15 protein-coding genes are annotated in these 17044 nt (G+C 39.5%); 2 read left to right on the top strand and 13 right to left on the bottom strand.

Annotation, left to right across the window (positions count from 1 at the left end; genetic code table 11):
- Window positions 1-53: 53 nt before the first annotated feature.
- The 6 genes from ACERJO_RS19375 to ACERJO_RS19350 are packed head-to-tail and all read right to left on the bottom strand — an operon-like array spanning window position 54 to window position 7564.
- Window positions 54-1040, bottom strand: a complete 987-nt coding sequence (locus tag ACERJO_RS19375) for an ABC transporter permease (protein WP_373648578.1) — start codon at window positions 1038-1040, stop codon at window positions 54-56.
- Window positions 1037-2551, bottom strand: a complete 1515-nt coding sequence (locus tag ACERJO_RS19370; RefSeq protein ID WP_373648577.1) for a sugar ABC transporter ATP-binding protein — start codon at window positions 2549-2551, stop codon at window positions 1037-1039. Before ACERJO_RS19370 ends, ACERJO_RS19375 begins: the two co-directional genes overlap by 4 nt.
- Window positions 2552-2587: 36 nt before the next feature.
- Window positions 2588-4375: an L-fucose isomerase gene (locus ACERJO_RS19365; protein ID WP_373648576.1), complete on the bottom strand. Its 1788-nt coding sequence runs from the start codon at window positions 4373-4375 to the stop codon at window positions 2588-2590.
- Complete coding sequence (locus ACERJO_RS19360) at window positions 4368-5852, bottom strand: rhamnulokinase (RefSeq protein ID WP_373648575.1); 1485 nt, start codon at window positions 5850-5852, stop codon at window positions 4368-4370. The genes ACERJO_RS19365 and ACERJO_RS19360 overlap by 8 nt, the downstream gene beginning before the upstream one ends.
- Before the next feature lie 19 nt (window positions 5853-5871).
- A complete protein-coding gene (locus tag ACERJO_RS19355) occupies window positions 5872-6510 on the bottom strand; it encodes a class II aldolase/adducin family protein (protein WP_247103738.1) in 639 nt (212 codons plus the stop codon).
- Window positions 6511-6541: 31 nt separating this feature from the next.
- On the bottom strand, window positions 6542-7564 hold the full coding sequence (locus ACERJO_RS19350; RefSeq protein ID WP_373648574.1) for a LacI family DNA-binding transcriptional regulator: 1023 nt from the start codon (window positions 7562-7564) through the stop codon (window positions 6542-6544).
- A gap of 293 nt (window positions 7565-7857) precedes the next feature.
- Between ACERJO_RS19350 and ACERJO_RS19345 the strand changes: the two genes are divergently transcribed.
- Entirely contained in the window at window positions 7858-9702 is a 1845-nt protein-coding gene (locus ACERJO_RS19345; RefSeq protein ID WP_373648573.1) for a sialate O-acetylesterase, read from the top strand.
- An 80-nt stretch (window positions 9703-9782) separates the two neighbouring features.
- Window positions 9783-10628 (top strand): AraC family transcriptional regulator, encoded by an 846-nt coding sequence (locus ACERJO_RS19340; RefSeq protein WP_247103540.1) that lies wholly within the window; start codon window positions 9783-9785, stop codon window positions 10626-10628.
- A gap of 110 nt (window positions 10629-10738) precedes the next feature.
- Here the strand turns inward: ACERJO_RS19340 and ACERJO_RS19335 are convergent, their stop codons facing one another.
- From ACERJO_RS19335 to ACERJO_RS19305, 7 genes are all read right to left on the bottom strand, one after another.
- Window positions 10739-11518: an ABC transporter permease gene (locus ACERJO_RS19335; RefSeq protein WP_373648572.1), complete on the bottom strand. Its 780-nt coding sequence runs from the start codon at window positions 11516-11518 to the stop codon at window positions 10739-10741.
- Window positions 11515-12231, bottom strand: coding sequence for a fluoroquinolone export ABC transporter permease subunit (locus tag ACERJO_RS19330; RefSeq protein WP_373648571.1), 717 nt, complete (start codon window positions 12229-12231; stop codon window positions 11515-11517). Before ACERJO_RS19330 ends, ACERJO_RS19335 begins: the two co-directional genes overlap by 4 nt.
- The gene (locus ACERJO_RS19325; RefSeq protein WP_247103544.1) at window positions 12228-13076 is read right to left on the bottom strand and encodes an ABC transporter ATP-binding protein; all 849 of its coding nucleotides are present in this window, start codon (window positions 13074-13076) and stop codon (window positions 12228-12230) included. Before ACERJO_RS19325 ends, ACERJO_RS19330 begins: the two co-directional genes overlap by 4 nt.
- Window positions 13076-13687, bottom strand: coding sequence for a TetR/AcrR family transcriptional regulator (locus ACERJO_RS19320; RefSeq protein WP_373648570.1), 612 nt, complete (start codon window positions 13685-13687; stop codon window positions 13076-13078). The genes ACERJO_RS19325 and ACERJO_RS19320 overlap by 1 nt, the downstream gene beginning before the upstream one ends.
- A 237-nt stretch (window positions 13688-13924) precedes the next feature.
- Complete coding sequence (gene fosM / locus ACERJO_RS19315) at window positions 13925-14347, bottom strand: FosM family fosfomycin resistance protein (RefSeq protein WP_373648569.1); 423 nt, start codon at window positions 14345-14347, stop codon at window positions 13925-13927.
- A 290-nt stretch (window positions 14348-14637) separates the two neighbouring features.
- Window positions 14638-15729: an AI-2E family transporter gene (locus ACERJO_RS19310; RefSeq protein ID WP_373648568.1), complete on the bottom strand. Its 1092-nt coding sequence runs from the start codon at window positions 15727-15729 to the stop codon at window positions 14638-14640.
- Window positions 15730-15877: 148 nt separating this feature from the next.
- A partial coding sequence (locus ACERJO_RS19305) for a cadherin-like beta sandwich domain-containing protein (RefSeq protein WP_373648567.1) occupies window positions 15878-17044 on the bottom strand: 1167 nt, incomplete at its 5' end.

Raw genomic sequence — 17044 nt, 5'->3', positions numbered from 1 at the left:
TTTGTTTTGTATGATCATGCTCCTGAGGATGGAGTTCATTCAATACATGTCGTTTACGTATTTTTCCGACGTAAATTATCCGCATAGACCGCTAGAATAATGACACAACCAACCACGACCGTTTGCCATTCTTGTGGCACCGATAAGATCCGCAAGCCATTCGTCAGCACACTCATAATTAAGGCCCCAATCACCGTCCCAACAATCGTGCCTTTTCCACCACTTAGAGATGTTCCACCGATTACAACAGCCGCAATTGCCTCTAGCTCATAGCCCATTCCTAATGCGGGCTGTGCTGAATTTAATCGAGAAGCCATAATGACACCAGCTAATCCTGTAAATAAGCCCGCTATCGTATAAATTTTTATTTTCCAGCGCTTCACATTCACACCTGATAAACGAGTTGCTTCTTCATTACTACCAATAGCGAACGTAAAGCGCCCGATAACCGTTTTAGACAAAATGAGTGCTGCGATCATAGCTACGGCAAAAAAGAGCACAACTCCATTAGGAATTCCTGGAATCAATGTCCCTAATGCAATATTGGAAAAAATAGGTGTATTGGTAAAATAGATCGGCGACGCCCCTGAAATGACGAGAGCCATTCCTTTTGCAATCATCATCATAGCTAACGTTGCGATAAAAGGGGGAATATTCATCTTGGCAATCGCTAGCCCGCATAATAGTCCACATATTGCTCCAGTTACGATCCCGACTAATACACCGACGATGATAGGAAATCCCAAAGTTGTAATCATTACTGCCGTCATCACTGAGGAGAGTGTCATGACTGTCCCGACAGATAAATCAATCCCACCCGTTATAATGACAAATGTTGCTCCAAGCGCCAAAATACCGATAACAGCCGTAGAAAGTAAAATACCTACAATATTTGAAAATTGCAAAAAATTAGGTGATGCAATAGAAAAGAAAACAACTAATAGAATTAAACTAGTAAACGCCAATAGTTGTTGAACAGCACCTGATTGAAATAGAAAACAACCTTTACTAAAACGATTTATGAATTCAACCCTTTTCATATGAATTCCTCCATACTTTTGCGTTTTGTTGCATAGGTCATAATCGCTTCCTGTGAAGCGTTTTCATAATCCAATTCTCCAGAAATCCTTCCCTCACACATGACGATCACTCTATGACTCATTCTCAATATTTCTGGTAATTCAGATGAGATCATGATGATCGCTTTTCCCTGCTTAGCTAACTCATTCATTAACTTATAGATTTCCCCTTTTGCTCCAACATCAATTCCTCGCGTCGGTTCATCAAATATCAAAATATCACAATCTCTTGTTAACCATTTGGCGATGACAACCTTTTGTTGATTTCCTCCTGAAAGAAATTTCACTTGCTGATGCACCGACGGCGTCTTAATCGTTAGCTGCTCAGAAACAGCACGTGCTGTTTCAACCATTTCCTGATCTTTCGTCCAACCGAATGGATACAAAAAGTGCTTTATAGAGGAAATGATGATATTCGTTTTCACATCCATATCAACCATTAGTCCGAGCTGTTTACGATCCTCTGAGACATAACCAATGCCATGACGAACCGCATCATTAGGGTTTTTAATCGTTACTTTTTTCCCTTTAACATAGATTTCACCACTCGTGATAGGGTCTGCACCAAAAACAGCTCTTGCCACCTCTGTTCTTCCAGCACCCATCAATCCAGCAAACCCAACAATCTCTCCCTTTTTCAAATGGAAGCTAACGTGTTCAAGCTCTCTGTTGCACAATTGACGAACGTCTAATACAACCTCTTCCGTTCGAGATTCTACGTTCGGCTTCAACTGTTGATCGATCTTTCTTCCGACCATCTTTGTAATTAATTGATCAATCGATACACCCTTTGTCTGAAACGTATCGATATACGTACCATCTCGTAAAATGGTCACTCGATCCGTTATCCTCTTCAATTCTTCCATTCGATGTGAAATATAAATGATTCCGACTCCTTGTTTTTTTAAATCGGCAATAATAGAAAACAATCGATCAATCTCACTATTAGTTAAAGCTGCTGTCGGTTCATCCATAATGAGAATTTTCGAGCGAAAGGATAAGGCCTTAGCAATTTCAACCATTTGCTGTTTAGCAACAGAAAGCTCTGAAACAAAGGATTTCGGATTGATTTGAAGATTTAATTGATCGAATAAGGACAGGGTATTTCGATTAAGCTCTTGCTCATCTAGAAAAAGTCCTAATTTTCTCCTTGGTTCTCTGCCAATGAAAATATTTTGAGCAACTGTCAAATCTGGCATTAAGTTCAGCTCTTGATGAATGATACTGATCCCTAAATCTTGAGCTACTTGCATATTCGTTATCTCTACTTCCTCCCCACAGTAAGTAATGGTCCCCTCATCCTTTTCATAAATTCCTGTGAGGATTTTCATTAAGGTTGACTTTCCCGCCCCGTTCTCTCCTAAAATCGCATGAACCTCACCACTATTCAAATCAAAGTGGACATTTGATAATGCACGCACACCAGGGAAATTCTTTGAAATGCCGTCCATTCGTAACAAATCCTCACTCATCGTCACCCTCCTAATAAAAGTGGAATGATTTCATTTTTAACGATAAAGCGGGCCATAATTGGAGCATGCTCGATAATCGGCTCCTTCTAAATCATAACTACCAAACATCGACCAAGCACTTGGACGGAAAATAGCTTCGTTAGAAATATTGTGCATATTGACAGGTATTCGAAGCATTGACGCTAACGTAATTAAATCAGCTCCAATGTGTCCATAGCTCACTACACAATGATTCGCTCCCCAATGATTCATAACCGAATAGACATCTTTAAAAGCTCCCTCTCCTGTTAATGTTGGGACAAACCAAGTTGTCGGCCATGTCGGATCTGTTCGCTCATCTAATAGTTGGTGGACATGCTTCGGTAATGTCACTGTATACCCTTCTGCTAGTTGTAGCACTGGTCCAAGTCCTTTCACTAAATTTAATCGAGCAATCGTAACAGGCATATTTCCCTTCGTTAGAAAGTTACTTGAAAACCCTCCTCCTCGGAAATATTCGGTATTAGCAGGTCTGAAGCTTGTTGCATCTAAGCATTTCCTCACTTCATCTTCTGTTATTTGCCAAAAAGGCTTCATAGCTGGTGTTCCACCAATCTCTTGCTCCCCTGTCCCATCCAATGCGGCTGCACCAGAGTTAATTAAATGAATGACTCCGTGCCGCGCCTTTCCTTCTAAATTTTCACCTGTTACACGTTTAATCGCACTAGGACTCCAATACGTTCTTACATCAGCGAATATTTGTGCCGTATTTGTTAGCAAATGACCGAATAGCATCGTAACCGCATTTAACGAATCATTTTCCGTCGCAACAATGTATGGCGCGCGAATACCATTCCAGTCAAACGATGAATTTAAGAATGCCTCCATAAAATCTCCATTCGGTAGGAAATCCGTCCACTGACGTTGCCCTTGAAAGCCTGAAGCTATCGCATTTCTCCCTGTTGCTTCTTCCTTGTAGCCTAGATCAGCTAGCTTCTCATTACCTACCATTAGATCACGAGTAATCATCGCCATTTTTATACTCATTTTTAAATCTTCTTCCTTCTCCTGATCACTCCTTGCACGGCTCTTCGGATTACGATCAGCACCGATGTGACAGTTATCCTTCACCCAAAGACATGCACGTTCAAATTCATCAGGATCATATATCTCCTCTTGAACGCGACGGAGGATTTCGGTCATATCAACATACTCATTTCTCATACCTAAGTAATCTTGAAAGAAATCCTCATCAATCATGCTTCCAGCAATCCCCATTGATACCGATCCCATTGATAGATACGATTGATCCCTCATCATCGCCACCGTTAATCCTGCCTTTGCAAATCGTAGCAACTTCTCTTGCACATCAACTGGAATCGTTTCATCTTCAATATCCTGCACATCACGTCCATAAATGCCAAAAGCCGGAATCCCCTTTTGGTTATGAGCCGCTAAAACAGCTGCTAAATAAACAGCACCAGGCCGTTCTGTCCCATTAAATCCCCAAATCGCATTTGGTTTGACTGGATCCATATCCATCGTTTCTGATCCATAGCACCAACAAGGTGTGACAGTAATGGTTAATCCAACAGATTCTTGTGCAAATTTCGCTTTTGCCTCTGCCGCTTCAGCCACCCCTCCAATGCATTGATCAGCAATAACAACCCGTACCGACTCACCATGATTGTCATATAGACTTGACTCAAGCAATGTCGCCACAGACTGCGCCATGGTCATCGTCTTCTCTTCTAACGATTCACGTACGCCTTTACGTCTTCCATCAATCGTCGGACGTATTCCAATCGCAGGCCTATTTCCGATTAAACGTTCTACCTTAGTCATCTTCACTCACCTCTATTAATGTCTTAAAAGATTCATAGGCTGTTTGCCAACCTTCTTCCACAGCCGGTTGATAGTGCTTCACATCAAATGAACGCTTAACGATGCTTCGAGCCTCTTGAAGGTTCCCAATTTCCCCTAACGCTATCCATTGAGCAATCGCATTTCCAATTGAACTAGCTTCAACAGGGCCTACTATCACTTCTCGGTTCGTTGCATTTGCAACAAACTGACAAAATAATTCGTTTTGAATGACGCCACCTCCCATATGAACCGTCGAGATCCGTTTATGAATGACTCGTTCTAATTGATCCATCACAAAACGGTATTTCAACACAAGACTTTCGAGTATACACCTAAGAATTTCAGCAGGGGTATGAGGGATAGGTTGATTCGTTTCCTGACAATAACGCTTAATTTCCGCAATCATATGTTCAGGATTAAAAAAACGATGATGATCTGGGTCAATAAATGAACGAAAGGGGTCAGCCTCCATCATTAGCTTCTTCTCTTCTGCATAATTAAATTCAACACCCTGCCGCTTCCAAATCGTCCGACATTGTTGCAAGAACCACATTCCCATTAAATTCTTCTGTAGTCGATACCCCCCATCTATCGTTCCCTCATTCGTAAAACCATTCTTCCTTGCTTCGTCACTCGTAACGGGCTTTTTGACGGGCACACCAATAAGTATCCATGTACCACAGCTCATAAATGCTGAACCTTCCTTTTCAATCGGCAAAGCTGCGAGTGCACTAGCTGTATCATGACCTCCTACATTGACTACCTTTAGTCGGCTCATTTGTAATTCACCATTAATCGACGGCAATGTATACCCTGAAGTCGTACACGGCTTCACGACAGGTGCTAATATTTCATGTGAACAACCAATCTCCTGTAACAGACCCTTTGACCAATCTTGGTCTGTTACAGACAATAACTGAGTTGTTGAACTAATCGTATATTCATTTTGCTTTTCACCTGTTAAAAAGTATGTTAATAAATTTGGTGTTAATAGAAGCGACTCTGATTGTTCGATTAACGCCGGATTACTATTGGAAAGCGCATACAATTGAAACAACGTGTTAATTGGAGACGAGGCCACGCCCGTTAATTGAAACAATTCTTTTTCTGGAATCCTTGTGAGCACTTGCTCCATTGCTTGATCATTTTGAGGATCACGATAACAATATGGATTTGCTAGTAATTCACCTGTTTTCGATATCAATCCAAAATCGACTCCCCAAGTGTCTATCCCTACGCTTGCAAGCTCCATATGATTTCTCTTCAAGCCTATGAGCATTGCTGCTTTTATTTCCCGGACAATATTTAAGACATCCCAATATAAATGGTTCATTAATGAAATTGGTTCATTGACAAATCGGTACTCCTCTTCAAGAAATAAACGTTCCCCATCAAATCGAGAAAGCATTAAACGACCATTAGATGCACCGATATCAAACGCCCACACTCCCTTCATGATTCTCACCTCCTACACATCATGTTGGTTTCTTCAATAAAGTCGCACGATATTTTTCACTTGATAGATTTCTTAATTCCTGACACTCTTCATCTGTTAAAAGTCGAGGTGTTCCAACAGATTGTGAAATCGCATACACTTTAGCCGCTTCTTCTACTAGCTGCATATAGAAATATGCCTGCTTCATCGTTTTTCCAATCGTTAAAACACCATGGTTCCTCATCACAACGACATCATGATGTGAAATGACGTTATCTACTGCATCCGCTAGCACATTAGTAGTCGGAATTAAATAATTTATATACGATACACTTTTAACCATAGCGGGAAAATCAGGGAACATACTAGGAATCTCCTTCCCAGTAGAAGCTACGGCAACCGAATAAGTCGGATGCGCATGTAAGATTGCTTGAATATCTGACCTCCTTCTGAAGCAAGCCAAATGCATGGACAGTTCAGAAGATGGCTTCAAATCACTGATCACTTCCCCTGACGCAATGTGGACTTTCACCCATTGATCATCAATTTCTTGCAAATCAAAACCACTAGGAGAAATATACATGTAGTCTCCATCACGCATGCTTAAATTCCCACCAGCACCAACGACTAATCCTGTTTGTACGACCTTGTTAGCATACTCGTTTAACACATTCAACATTTTCAAGCTCCAACTCCTCCTTTTTTCCTCTTTACTTACTTCTTTTGATCACTCTTGTCGATTTGCGTATATGGATATTCGGTTGAAGAACAACCTTTCGGGCTTCCGTTGTCATCTTTTGCTGTACATGTTCAATTAAGAACTGAATCCCAATTCGACCAAATTCTTGAGCTGGCTGAGCAGCTACAGTAAAGAAGGGATCAAAGTACACAACTGGTTCTACCTCATCAAAGCAAACAATCGAAACATCTTCAGGCACTTGAAGATTCATATCCTTTAACGCTCGAATGGTATTAATCGCAATGAGATTATTAGCGGCAAAGATTGCCGTAGGTCTTTTCATTTTTGGTAACGCATACAATCGTTCGATAATATCTGCTACACTTTCGCTGTTATAATCAACCTCGGAAATATAGTGGTCATATACAGGCAATTCGTTTAGCTTCAATGTCTCACAATAGCCTCTTTTTCGTTCACGAGAAGTGGAAATACTAAGAGGACCATTAATAAAGGCCACCCTTTCATGTCCTAAAGAAATAAGATGCTCCATTAACCTTCTACTTCCTATATAGCTGTCACCAATAACGTAATCTCCATTAAATGCTGCAATGGTTCGATCAATTAATACAACTGGAATCTTGTGTGCAGTTAATCGTTCAATTTGCTTAATCGAATGATCACAGGTCGGGGCAAGCAACACACCATCAACTCTTGCAGACAAGACTGAATCGATATAATGAACCTCTTTCTCCCTACTCTCATCGGTATTACTCAGCAACAGTCGATAGCCTTTTTTAGCCGCTTCATCCTCTGCTCCTCTAGCGATTTTTGAAAAGAATGGATTAGAAATATCAGGTAACAACAAAGCTAGATTATTTGATTGATTCGATGTTAAGCTTCTTGCTGCAGCATTTGGGACATATCCAAGCTCCTTAATCGCTTTCTCTACTTTTTTTCTCGTTGATTCTCTCGTGTTGCCGGTATGATTAATGACTCTAGATACAGTCATTGGAGAAACACTCGCTCTTTTCGCAATGTCATATATCGTTACCATCTCATCCATTCCTCATTGTTCATTTGTTAGTAAGATGTGTATGATACCGATAACATGAATATGCTTGATTTTATGTCGCCTCCTCTTTCTCTTTCCCTTACCACATATCTAATGGTTAACGTCTACGCCCAATACTAGCCATTAACTGTTACTGAAAATATGTATATTTATGACAGCACACGTACGATAGAAAACATTTAAATAACTAAAGAATTTCAAGGAAAACGATCAATAAGACTAGCAATCTATTGTAAAATAAATAAACGACCAACAATGAGAAAGTGGGAAATGAGATGAAATTATCCAGTATCATAAGTAATGGGATGGTTCTTCAACGACATCAGACGATCACCATATCTGGCGAAACAATACCCTCTCAAACGATTCAATTATCCTTTCTTCACCGTACATATGAAACGACATCTGACCGTCATGGGAATTGGGCAATTGTATTAGGAAGCTTTAACCATGGTGGCCCTTATGTAATGACGATTTCAGCTGATGAAACGCTCGTCATAGAGGATATATTCATTGGGGATGTTTGGTTGTTAAGTGGTCAGTCAAACATGGAGCTACCGATAAGGCGCACACTCGATTTATTTTCCGAAGAAATGAAAGCGGTTCATAACCCTTCCATTCGCCAATTTTCTGTACCACAAACATATCAATTTCATCAAGAAAATGATTTCCTAGAAGGGGGAAAATGGACGAAAGCGATCCAAAATGAAGTGTTAGACTTTAGCGCTGTCGGTTATTTCTTTGCGAACGAACTATATAAAAAATACGAGGTCCCGATCGGACTTGTTCATGCTGCTGTCGGTGGTACACCAATTGAAGCATGGATCAGTGAAAAGACTTTGCGCGAGCTTCATGTCTATGACGAAGAATTACACCAGAACAAAGATGATTCATATGTTTCACTTACAAAGCTTCAAGATGAAGAGCGGCATACTAAATGGTATGAGCAATTAAATGCGAATGACCTTGGATTGCAGAAGCCCGCTTGGTATGAGGAGAACCTTTCAACGAATGATTGGCAAGAGTTCAGCGTTCCGAACTCCTGGAAGAGTAGTGAACTTGAGTCATTAAGAGGAGCTGTTTGGTTTCGAAAAGAATTTCAATTATCTGATGAAATGTGTACGGAGAATGCGAAGCTCATGCTCGGTACGATTATCGATGCTGACGATACGTATATAAATGGCACACACATCGGTTCAACTGCATACCGCTATCCACCAAGACGTTACAACATACCAGCTGGAATATTGAAGCCTGGCAAGAATACGTTAGCCGTCCGCGTCATAAGTACACAAACGACAGGAGCCTTTGTAACAGACATGCCCTATAAGCTTATCGTCAATAGCAACGAAATCAATCTTGAAGGTAGTTGGAGCTATAAGATTGGAGCGATAACAGAAACACTTGATCCACCAACTTTTTTCCAATACAAACCGACTGGAATGTACAATGGAATGATTGCTCCACTCAAGCAAATGACTATGAAAGGGGTCCTTTGGTATCAAGGCGAATCCAATACAGCTAACCCAAGCGGCTACGCTCAGCTTTTTGCCAAGCTCGTTCATGATTGGCGGACGAATTGGCAGCAACAAGACCTTCCTTTCTTATACACACAGCTATCAAATTTAGAAAATGGAGACCCTCATCATCATTGGGCGATCTTACGTGAGGAGCAGCGCAAATCTCTTACCATTCCGCACACAGCGATGGCTGTAACCATTGATGTCGGTGAGCAGAATGATCTGCATCCACAAGATAAGAAAAGTGTCGGTCAGCGACTCGCCTTATGTGCTAGACATATCGCATATGGTGAAAATATCGTGTATAGTGGACCACACTATAAAGAAATGAAACGAATCGATGGTAAGATCAAGCTATCATTCGATCATATCGGAAGTGGTTTAGTGACCAAAGATGGGGAGCTACAAGCGTTTGAAATTTGTGGTTCGGATCTGAATTTCTTCGCTGCTACGGCGAATATTAAAGATGATCATGTCATCGTATACCACGATCAAATCCAAAACCCCGTACATGTACGCTATGCATGGTCCGATAACCCTGAAGAAGCAAATTTATATAATAAAGAAGGATTGCCAGCATCGCCATTTACGACTGAGTAACATCCGACTTAATGGTGCACATATTGTCGGGTACCTTCAAGAGAGGTTTGTTATTCTTGAATCGAAGGGAGGTCATTTAGTTGGATTCACTGAAACGAATGAATGAAGCGATCAGTTACATTGAAGCGAACTTAACGGAAAGCATGGACTTAGCAAAGGTCGCACAGCTTGCTCATTGCTCCGAATATCACTTTAAACGCATGTTTTCGTTTCTAGCAGATATCACCTTATCTGAATATATTCGGAGAAGGCGGCTCACATTAGCCGCGTTCGATCTCAAGCATTCCAATGATAAGGTGATTGATATTGCTTTGAGATATGGCTACAGCTCACCCGATGCTTTCACTCGTGCTTTTCATAGTATCCACGGTGTAACACCAACCGATGCTAGAAACAATGGCTCATCGTTAAAAGCCTATCCGCGTATGACCTTTCAATTATCCATTCAAGGAGGAACAGAAATGAATTACAGATTGGAACAGAAGGAAGCTTTTCGAATTGTCGGATTAAAAGAGAGGGTACAGCTAGCACCAACTGGGGATAATCCCCAAATCGTAAAAATGGTGGAAACGACTAGTGATGAAACATATTCGCTGCTTGAACAGCTTTCTAATGTTTCCCCAAGTGGAGTGATTAACGTATGTGCCAATTATTCGGAAGAGGATTCTAGTGAGGGGGAGCTTGATTATTATTTAGCTGCCGCTACAACAAAGCCTTGTCCCCCTCACCTTTCTGAGCTTCACATCCCTCGCTATACATGGGCCATCTTTGAAATAGAAGGCGATTGGTCTCAGGTGCAAACAGCATGGGGACAAATTTATTCGGAATGGTTTCCAACTTCAGGATATGAGCATGCAGGCGGGCCAGAAATATTAGCAAGCGCCAATGAAAAAAGTGAGATTTGGATTCCTGTCATAAAAAAATAACACTTCATGCCACCAAAGCCCTTAGGTTCAGTTTCTGCTGACACTAAGGGCTTTTATTTTCATCTCGGTTATATGTTACTCATAACCATTATTACACTTAAAAAAGCTCCTCAATGAACACTCCGCTGAAATTTCAAATAAAGCACATACAACCAGCCTAGCGTTACAGCTCCTCCGCCTGTTATAAGGAACACAACATTCATAGAATTAACAGTACCATTTCCATTCATCGCAACACTGAACGCCTCTACTCCCCATGTCAACGGAATGACATAGCTTATCCATGTCCACCATCCATCAAATAAATAAGGAACGAGCGGGGCAATCATGACAAGATTAATAAGCTTCGTATAAGCAATTCCCTCGACTTTATTTTGAGCGAACGACGCTAAATACATCGTAATGACAGGCCCCAACAAGGAAACAACGACAACAGCCGCTACGAATGTGCTCCAATGAACAGATTCACGAAACAAGAGAACACATCCCATGACCATTGTGATCATGAAGGAAAGAAAGGCCGGAAGTGAAATTCGATACCAAATGTAACCAGCTTTTTTTAGTGGGGTAATCTCCATATACTGCAAAATCCCATCATCCTTTTCGTCTAATAACAAATACCCTGTTAGCATCCCCACCATCATCGGCACCATTGTCATGATCATCGCAATGATAAATACTCGATGATCCATCAGTTGAAAGTGACTAAACTGAACGATTTGCTGATCTATATAGGGCAACCCAAACGTAACGAGCATATACATTAAAAATGGAATCGTGAACACAAGCAGCATTAATGGATCGCGAATCGTACTGCGAATATCCCCCTTGAGAAATAAGACGATTTTCTTCATTGTGAGCATTCGCTTCTTACTATGCTGCGTATTCATACCGACACCTCCTTGCTTTCACCTGTTTGAGCAGATATATATTTACGAAATCGGTAGAAAGCAATTGAAAATGCTACTAACGTCCAAATGATAAGCAAGCTAAAATGGACAAGAGACTCATTATGTATCAGCCCTGAACCTTCTATAGATAATTGCAACAAAACGAGCACAGAATAACTCGGCATGATTTCAAATATGGAAAAAGAAATCCAATTCAAGTAATGAAGAAACGGCGTACATAGAACGAGCAATAGAATGATAGAGCGAAACATAAAATGATTAAGAGATGGTGCGTCGACGGAGATCGCCATTCCACATGCAGTAAAGAAAAAGCTACATAGAACAATCGTCAACGACAGTAATAGGAAGGAGGTCGTTGTTCCTAATGTCACCGTGACAATAAGAAGACTCGTTAACCAAGCGATAAGTGTTAATGAAATGATTTTTGATAGTAGATAGGTGCTTAGCTTCAATGGTGTAATAAACATGTACGTTAATAGCTGCTGATTTCTCTCTAGCATGATAATCGTCCCGACAAAGAACAAGCCTAGCGTTCCTGGGTCAGTAAATATAATCAAAACCGTCCAAAAGCTACGATAATCACTTGGGATAAATAATAAAATCGCTATATAGACAACCGTAAAAAAAGCATATACATAATAGAACCCGTGCCTAAATTGAAACTGAACATCCTGTTTCAACAATCTCATCATTGGAGATTCCTCCCCGTAACAGCAATAAAGATATCTTCTAATGTCTTTTCTTCTGTTTCAATCTTGATGATTTGATCGCGTTCTAGAATGGTTTGAAACGTCGTTTGTTGTCCGAGCTTCTTAAGTTCGAACTGCTCGCTTCTTTCCACACCGTCACTTTCATAAACGACAGTGACGGTCTTCTCACTATATTGCTTCTTCAACACATTCGGTGATTCGACCAATTTAACACTACCATCGACAATGAAGGCGACTCGATCACAAAGCTCTTCAGCTACACTCATATTATGGGTATTTAATATAATCGTTTTTCCTTGCGCTTTCTTCTCTAAAATAAAGTCCTTTACTTTCTTCACATTAACAGGGTCTAAGCCTGATGTCGGTTCATCTAAAAAAATAAGCTCTGGATCATGTAAAAAGGCCCGACAAAGATTCAAGCGCATTTTCATTCCTTTTGAAAACTCTGAAACCCGTGTATGATAAGCATCACTTAGCCCCATCTTAGCCATTAGCTCCTTCCCATCTAACCGATTCTTTCTATAAAATGATTGAAAGAATTGTAGATTTTCAGCAGCTGTAAATTTTTGATAAAAATTGGGCGTTTCAAACGCCACACCTAGTCGATTATAAAAATCCGTATGCTTCACTTTATGATGTAAAACGGTGACATCACCTTTATATCCTTTTAACACGCCAATTAAGATTTTTTGTAACGTACTTTTGCCTGCACCAGATGGACCTAAAAACCCAAAAATTTCTCCTTCGTCTATCGATACATTTATATCTTGAATCGTCGGCTCTACGTTCTTTGGATACGTAAACGTTAAGTCCTGTACTTGAATCATCACTTAACCTCCTTAAATACTCTCATTGCGATCGCTTCAGCAAGAAAGTGTAAGCTTTCCTTATACACCTTTTCACCAATTTCCTTTTCATGAATCATCATTAGAAAAAGCGCTCTTAACGCTCCACTCACGATATCATTTGATAGCTGAGAATCGATTTTCCCTGCCATCCTTAACTGATCCAACAATGGTCCTAAACTGACCGTATCCTCTTTTCCATGCTCGTCTAAAAGTTCCTTAGGGAGCTTTCGTACAACCATTTCATATTCATCTGTCGTATAAAGCCTTCTAATCAACGGATATTGCTCAACCTGTTTGATTGCTTCAATGAGTCCTTCCGCTAATACGTCTGCATCGATCGTTTTCTCCGAAGCAAACTTAATCATAAGCGCCTGCTTGATCTCTTCCTCATCTTTCTCTAGCAAACGAAAGTAAAGAACCTCCTTTGAATCGTAAAATTTATAGAACGAGCCTTGCGCAATTCCAGCGTACTCTGTTAAATCCTTTATACTCGTCTTTTTCAATCCAACAGATCCGAACAGTCGTCTTCCAGCTTCCTGTAACTTCTCTTTAATGTGCTCTTGCTCTTCTTGATTAAAGCCACTTGGCATTTCAGTTCACCCTCTTTTATGAATGTTTTTATTTTTTATTCATACGTTCATATTATAGAAATACTTAGCATATGTCAATTTTTTCTTGCAGATACTACTAAACAATTAAAGCCACCGGAAGTGGATTTTAACTTCTCAGTGGCCTCTACATCAATCATTTTATTTTAATAGACGTTATGAAATGGAAGAATTCTTCCTTAATTCACTATACTGAATATGAATTGTGTCACAAACAGCTTAATTAAAAAACTCCATATGTGTTTTTTCCTGCTTATAGTAATCCAACCTATCAGATAACGTACCTGTATGGAACTCAAATTTATGACCATCTGGGTCAGTAAAGTAAATTGATTTTTTGTCTCTTTCATCTCTCGGACGCCCTGATAAGATAGGTACATTCAATTCCTTTAATCGATCATACATTTTATCAAACTCATTCTCTTCAATGGAAAAAGCAATATGCGTATACGAATGATGTATGTCATTACGAGGTATGTCTTCTTCTACGTTAAGAGCTAGCCACATTCCATGTAAATCGAAGTAAGCCGTTTTTCTACCCTTCACCAATAGTTTCGCATCAAAAACGTTTTGGTAAAAATGAATGGAATGGTCTAAATTAGAAACGGAGAACAAAAAATGATTAAGTCCTTTTATCGACACTAGTTATCACCTCTAAGGTCGTTTTATTATTATCACAGCAAGCAGAAGGTAGATCTCTTTACCACTTCCTTCTGCATCTGTTTGTAGAACAGTTCCAGCTTTTTTCTACCGTCGCCGTTTGATTATGAACAGCACATGACAGCTTTATCAAAATCACTCGCATCAATTAGAATATGACCACTTTCATCAATAATAAAATCAATTCTACCACTTGATAGTCTTTCTATCGCTGAATGAAAAACGCACTAGCATTCATTCAAATGCCATGTACGTCCCTTCATCAGCCTACCTCACGTCTTATTCGCCTTTTCCTCTGCCTTTACCTTCCACAAACCATACAAATGCGTCACAATCACCTTACAAACTGCATAGGTCGGAATGACAAGAATCATTCCTAATACTCCAATAAAACGACCTGCCACTAATACTAAAATTAACACCGTTACTGGATGAATCGACATCTTCTTTCCGATAATTTGCGGCTGAACAAAAATACTTTCAATTTGCTGAATGACCACAACTATGATAAGTACGAGTAGCGCCATCATCGGTGAATGGAGCAAGCCGACAATAAAGGATGGTACGGCACCAATCCAAGGCCCAACATATGGAATAACATTTGTAAGCATACCAATCATCGCTAATATCAACGCATACTCTAAGCCAATACTCGTAAAGCCAATATAATAAAGAACACCAATGAATGAGCAAACAATTAAAACCCCTTGAATATAGCTACTTAATGTTTTATCCATATTCGTCAATATTGTGCTCACTTCATCTTTTTTCTCCTTGTTAAAAAAACGAACCATATATTTTGGAAGCTTCTCTCCTTCCTTCAACAAATAGAAAAGAAGAAAAGGAATAATTAAAAACATTAATAATGTATTGAAAATAGAACCAATAAAACCAACACTTCTAGGAACAAGATCCCCAAGAATCCCTCCAATGACAGCACCTATTTGTTCAATTTGACCTTCAATTTCAAATGTTTCCGCTAAACCTATACGATCAATCCATTCATTTCGCTGTATTTCCGCAATTAATAACTGCAGCTCAGCAAAAATAGCGGGAATATTATTTATAAAATTCGTAAATTGCTTTTGGATTTCCGGTCCAATGATCGAAATAAAAATCGTACCGGCTATTAGTAAAGCGACATATATAATCAAAATAGATAACACTCTAGGGACTTTTTTACTTAGCAAATGTACGAGAGGTCTTAACAGATAGAATAAGATTCCCGCTATCAGGATTGGGAAAAATAATGTTTGAACAAACACGACAACCGGTCGAAAGATCCAATCAATCAAGGTGCCCAAATAAATAATGACAAACAGCATGATAATGATGGACCCGACTTTTAATGTTTTTATGTACACGGCGAATGATCTCCTTTGACTTAGATAACTGCTTCCCATTCATTTTAGCACTTCCAAATTTTATCGTCATCTGTCAACAGAAAAAAGACTACTGAAAGTAGCTTTTTTGCTTATCAGTAGTCCTTTCTAAACCTAACTCATTATTTACTTATTTTGTTATCTTTTGGCGTGTAGTAGTTAATCCTGTACCTAACAAGACAAATAAGATCCCAATTAAAAACCATTGAACAAATTGAGTCGATGTAACAGGCAAGACCCCTTCAGTATGATCAGTTTGCCAGTTGCGTTCCTTTTCCTTCATTTCATTTTTGTATTTTGCTTCCTTCGTGTCATCCTCTTCCTTCGTGTCATCCTCTTCCTTCGTGTCATCCTCTTCCTTCGTGTCATCCTCGTTATCCTCTATACCCGAAATGTCATTTGGATGAAACACAGCAAAAATACTAAAATGATTCGTCATTGCTCTTATGAAGCCGTCCACATACGATCCTCCTACATACTCCCATTGCTCGAGTTCTGCATTCCAAAAATACACTTTTAATTCATCCACAATATATTCATCTGAATCATCAATCGGAAACCCTAATTCAATAGAATGTTCAAACTCTCTTATCTTCTTACCGTTCTGTTTAATAGTGAAATCATATATGGAACTTTTCGAACGATCAGAAGCATTTGGCCAATTCCTCTGTTCCCCTATTCTTTCAAGATAAATGAGTAAATCTTCTGAACTATCAAAATTAGCGATTGCTACATTGACTGTTACATCATCCTTTACAACCATTACATTGACATTTCGCTTGCGAAGGGTTGCAACTTGTTCTATAGATAATTGGAACTTTTCTATATTTGCCAATTCATTATTTAGAGAAGCTACTAGCACTCCATTGTAATCAACTGAATGAACCTCATCATCTCGAACAACAGCCGTTCCATTGACTTCAATAGGGGTACTTTCTACGATTTGTTTTAATCGATTAACTTTCACAATATACTTATTAATATGACCGTTTTCAGCAGTTATAACGATTTCAATTTCATTTTTACCACTGTTTAGTAAAATATCTTCACTTTTTTCACCGTTACGTGTTGCCTTACCGTTAATAGTTACAGTTGCGCTTTCCGTGAATAGTGTTGTCATGTTTATACGGTCATATCTTTCTCCTACTGTTATTGTGTACTCATTAAGATCAGAGCGAAAAGTCGGACTTAATTCTCCTATATTTGTCGTTAAATCATGGAGAATCGCCTCACTATCTAGCTCCTTCCATTTTGCATATAGAATAATATTCTCAGTAACTCGGGCTGTTTCAAAATA

Source organism: Halalkalibacter sp. AB-rgal2 (assembly GCF_041821005.1).
In the GTDB taxonomy this organism is placed as follows: Bacteria; Bacillota; Bacilli; order Bacillales; family Bacillaceae_D; genus Halalkalibacter.
Note: the sequence above shows the minus strand (reverse complement) of the source record. Positions and strands in the feature narration are given on the sequence as shown.

Coding starts and splice junctions, on each gene's coding strand:
- ACERJO_RS19365 (WP_373648576.1), bottom strand. CDS start 4,375: ATGACTAAGGTAGAACGTTTAATCGGAAATAGGCCTGCGATTGGAATA.
- ACERJO_RS19360 (WP_373648575.1), bottom strand. CDS start 5,852: ATGAAGGGAGTGTGGGCGTTTGATATCGGTGCATCTAATGGTCGTTTA.
- ACERJO_RS19375 (WP_373648578.1), bottom strand. CDS start 1,040: ATGAAAAGGGTTGAATTCATAAATCGTTTTAGTAAAGGTTGTTTTCTA.
- ACERJO_RS19330 (WP_373648571.1), bottom strand. CDS start 12,231: ATGATGAGATTGTTGAAACAGGATGTTCAGTTTCAATTTAGGCACGGG.
- ACERJO_RS19345 (WP_373648573.1), top strand. CDS start 7,858: ATGAAATTATCCAGTATCATAAGTAATGGGATGGTTCTTCAACGACAT.
- ACERJO_RS19320 (WP_373648570.1), bottom strand. CDS start 13,687: ATGCCAAGTGGCTTTAATCAAGAAGAGCAAGAGCACATTAAAGAGAAG.
- ACERJO_RS19335 (WP_373648572.1), bottom strand. CDS start 11,518: ATGAATACGCAGCATAGTAAGAAGCGAATGCTCACAATGAAGAAAATC.
- ACERJO_RS19370 (WP_373648577.1), bottom strand. CDS start 2,551: ATGAGTGAGGATTTGTTACGAATGGACGGCATTTCAAAGAATTTCCCT.
- ACERJO_RS19355 (WP_247103738.1), bottom strand. CDS start 6,510: ATGTTGAATGTGTTAAACGAGTATGCTAACAAGGTCGTACAAACAGGA.
- ACERJO_RS19325 (WP_247103544.1), bottom strand. CDS start 13,076: ATGATTCAAGTACAGGACTTAACGTTTACGTATCCAAAGAACGTAGAG.
- ACERJO_RS19350 (WP_373648574.1), bottom strand. CDS start 7,564: ATGGTAACGATATATGACATTGCGAAAAGAGCGAGTGTTTCTCCAATG.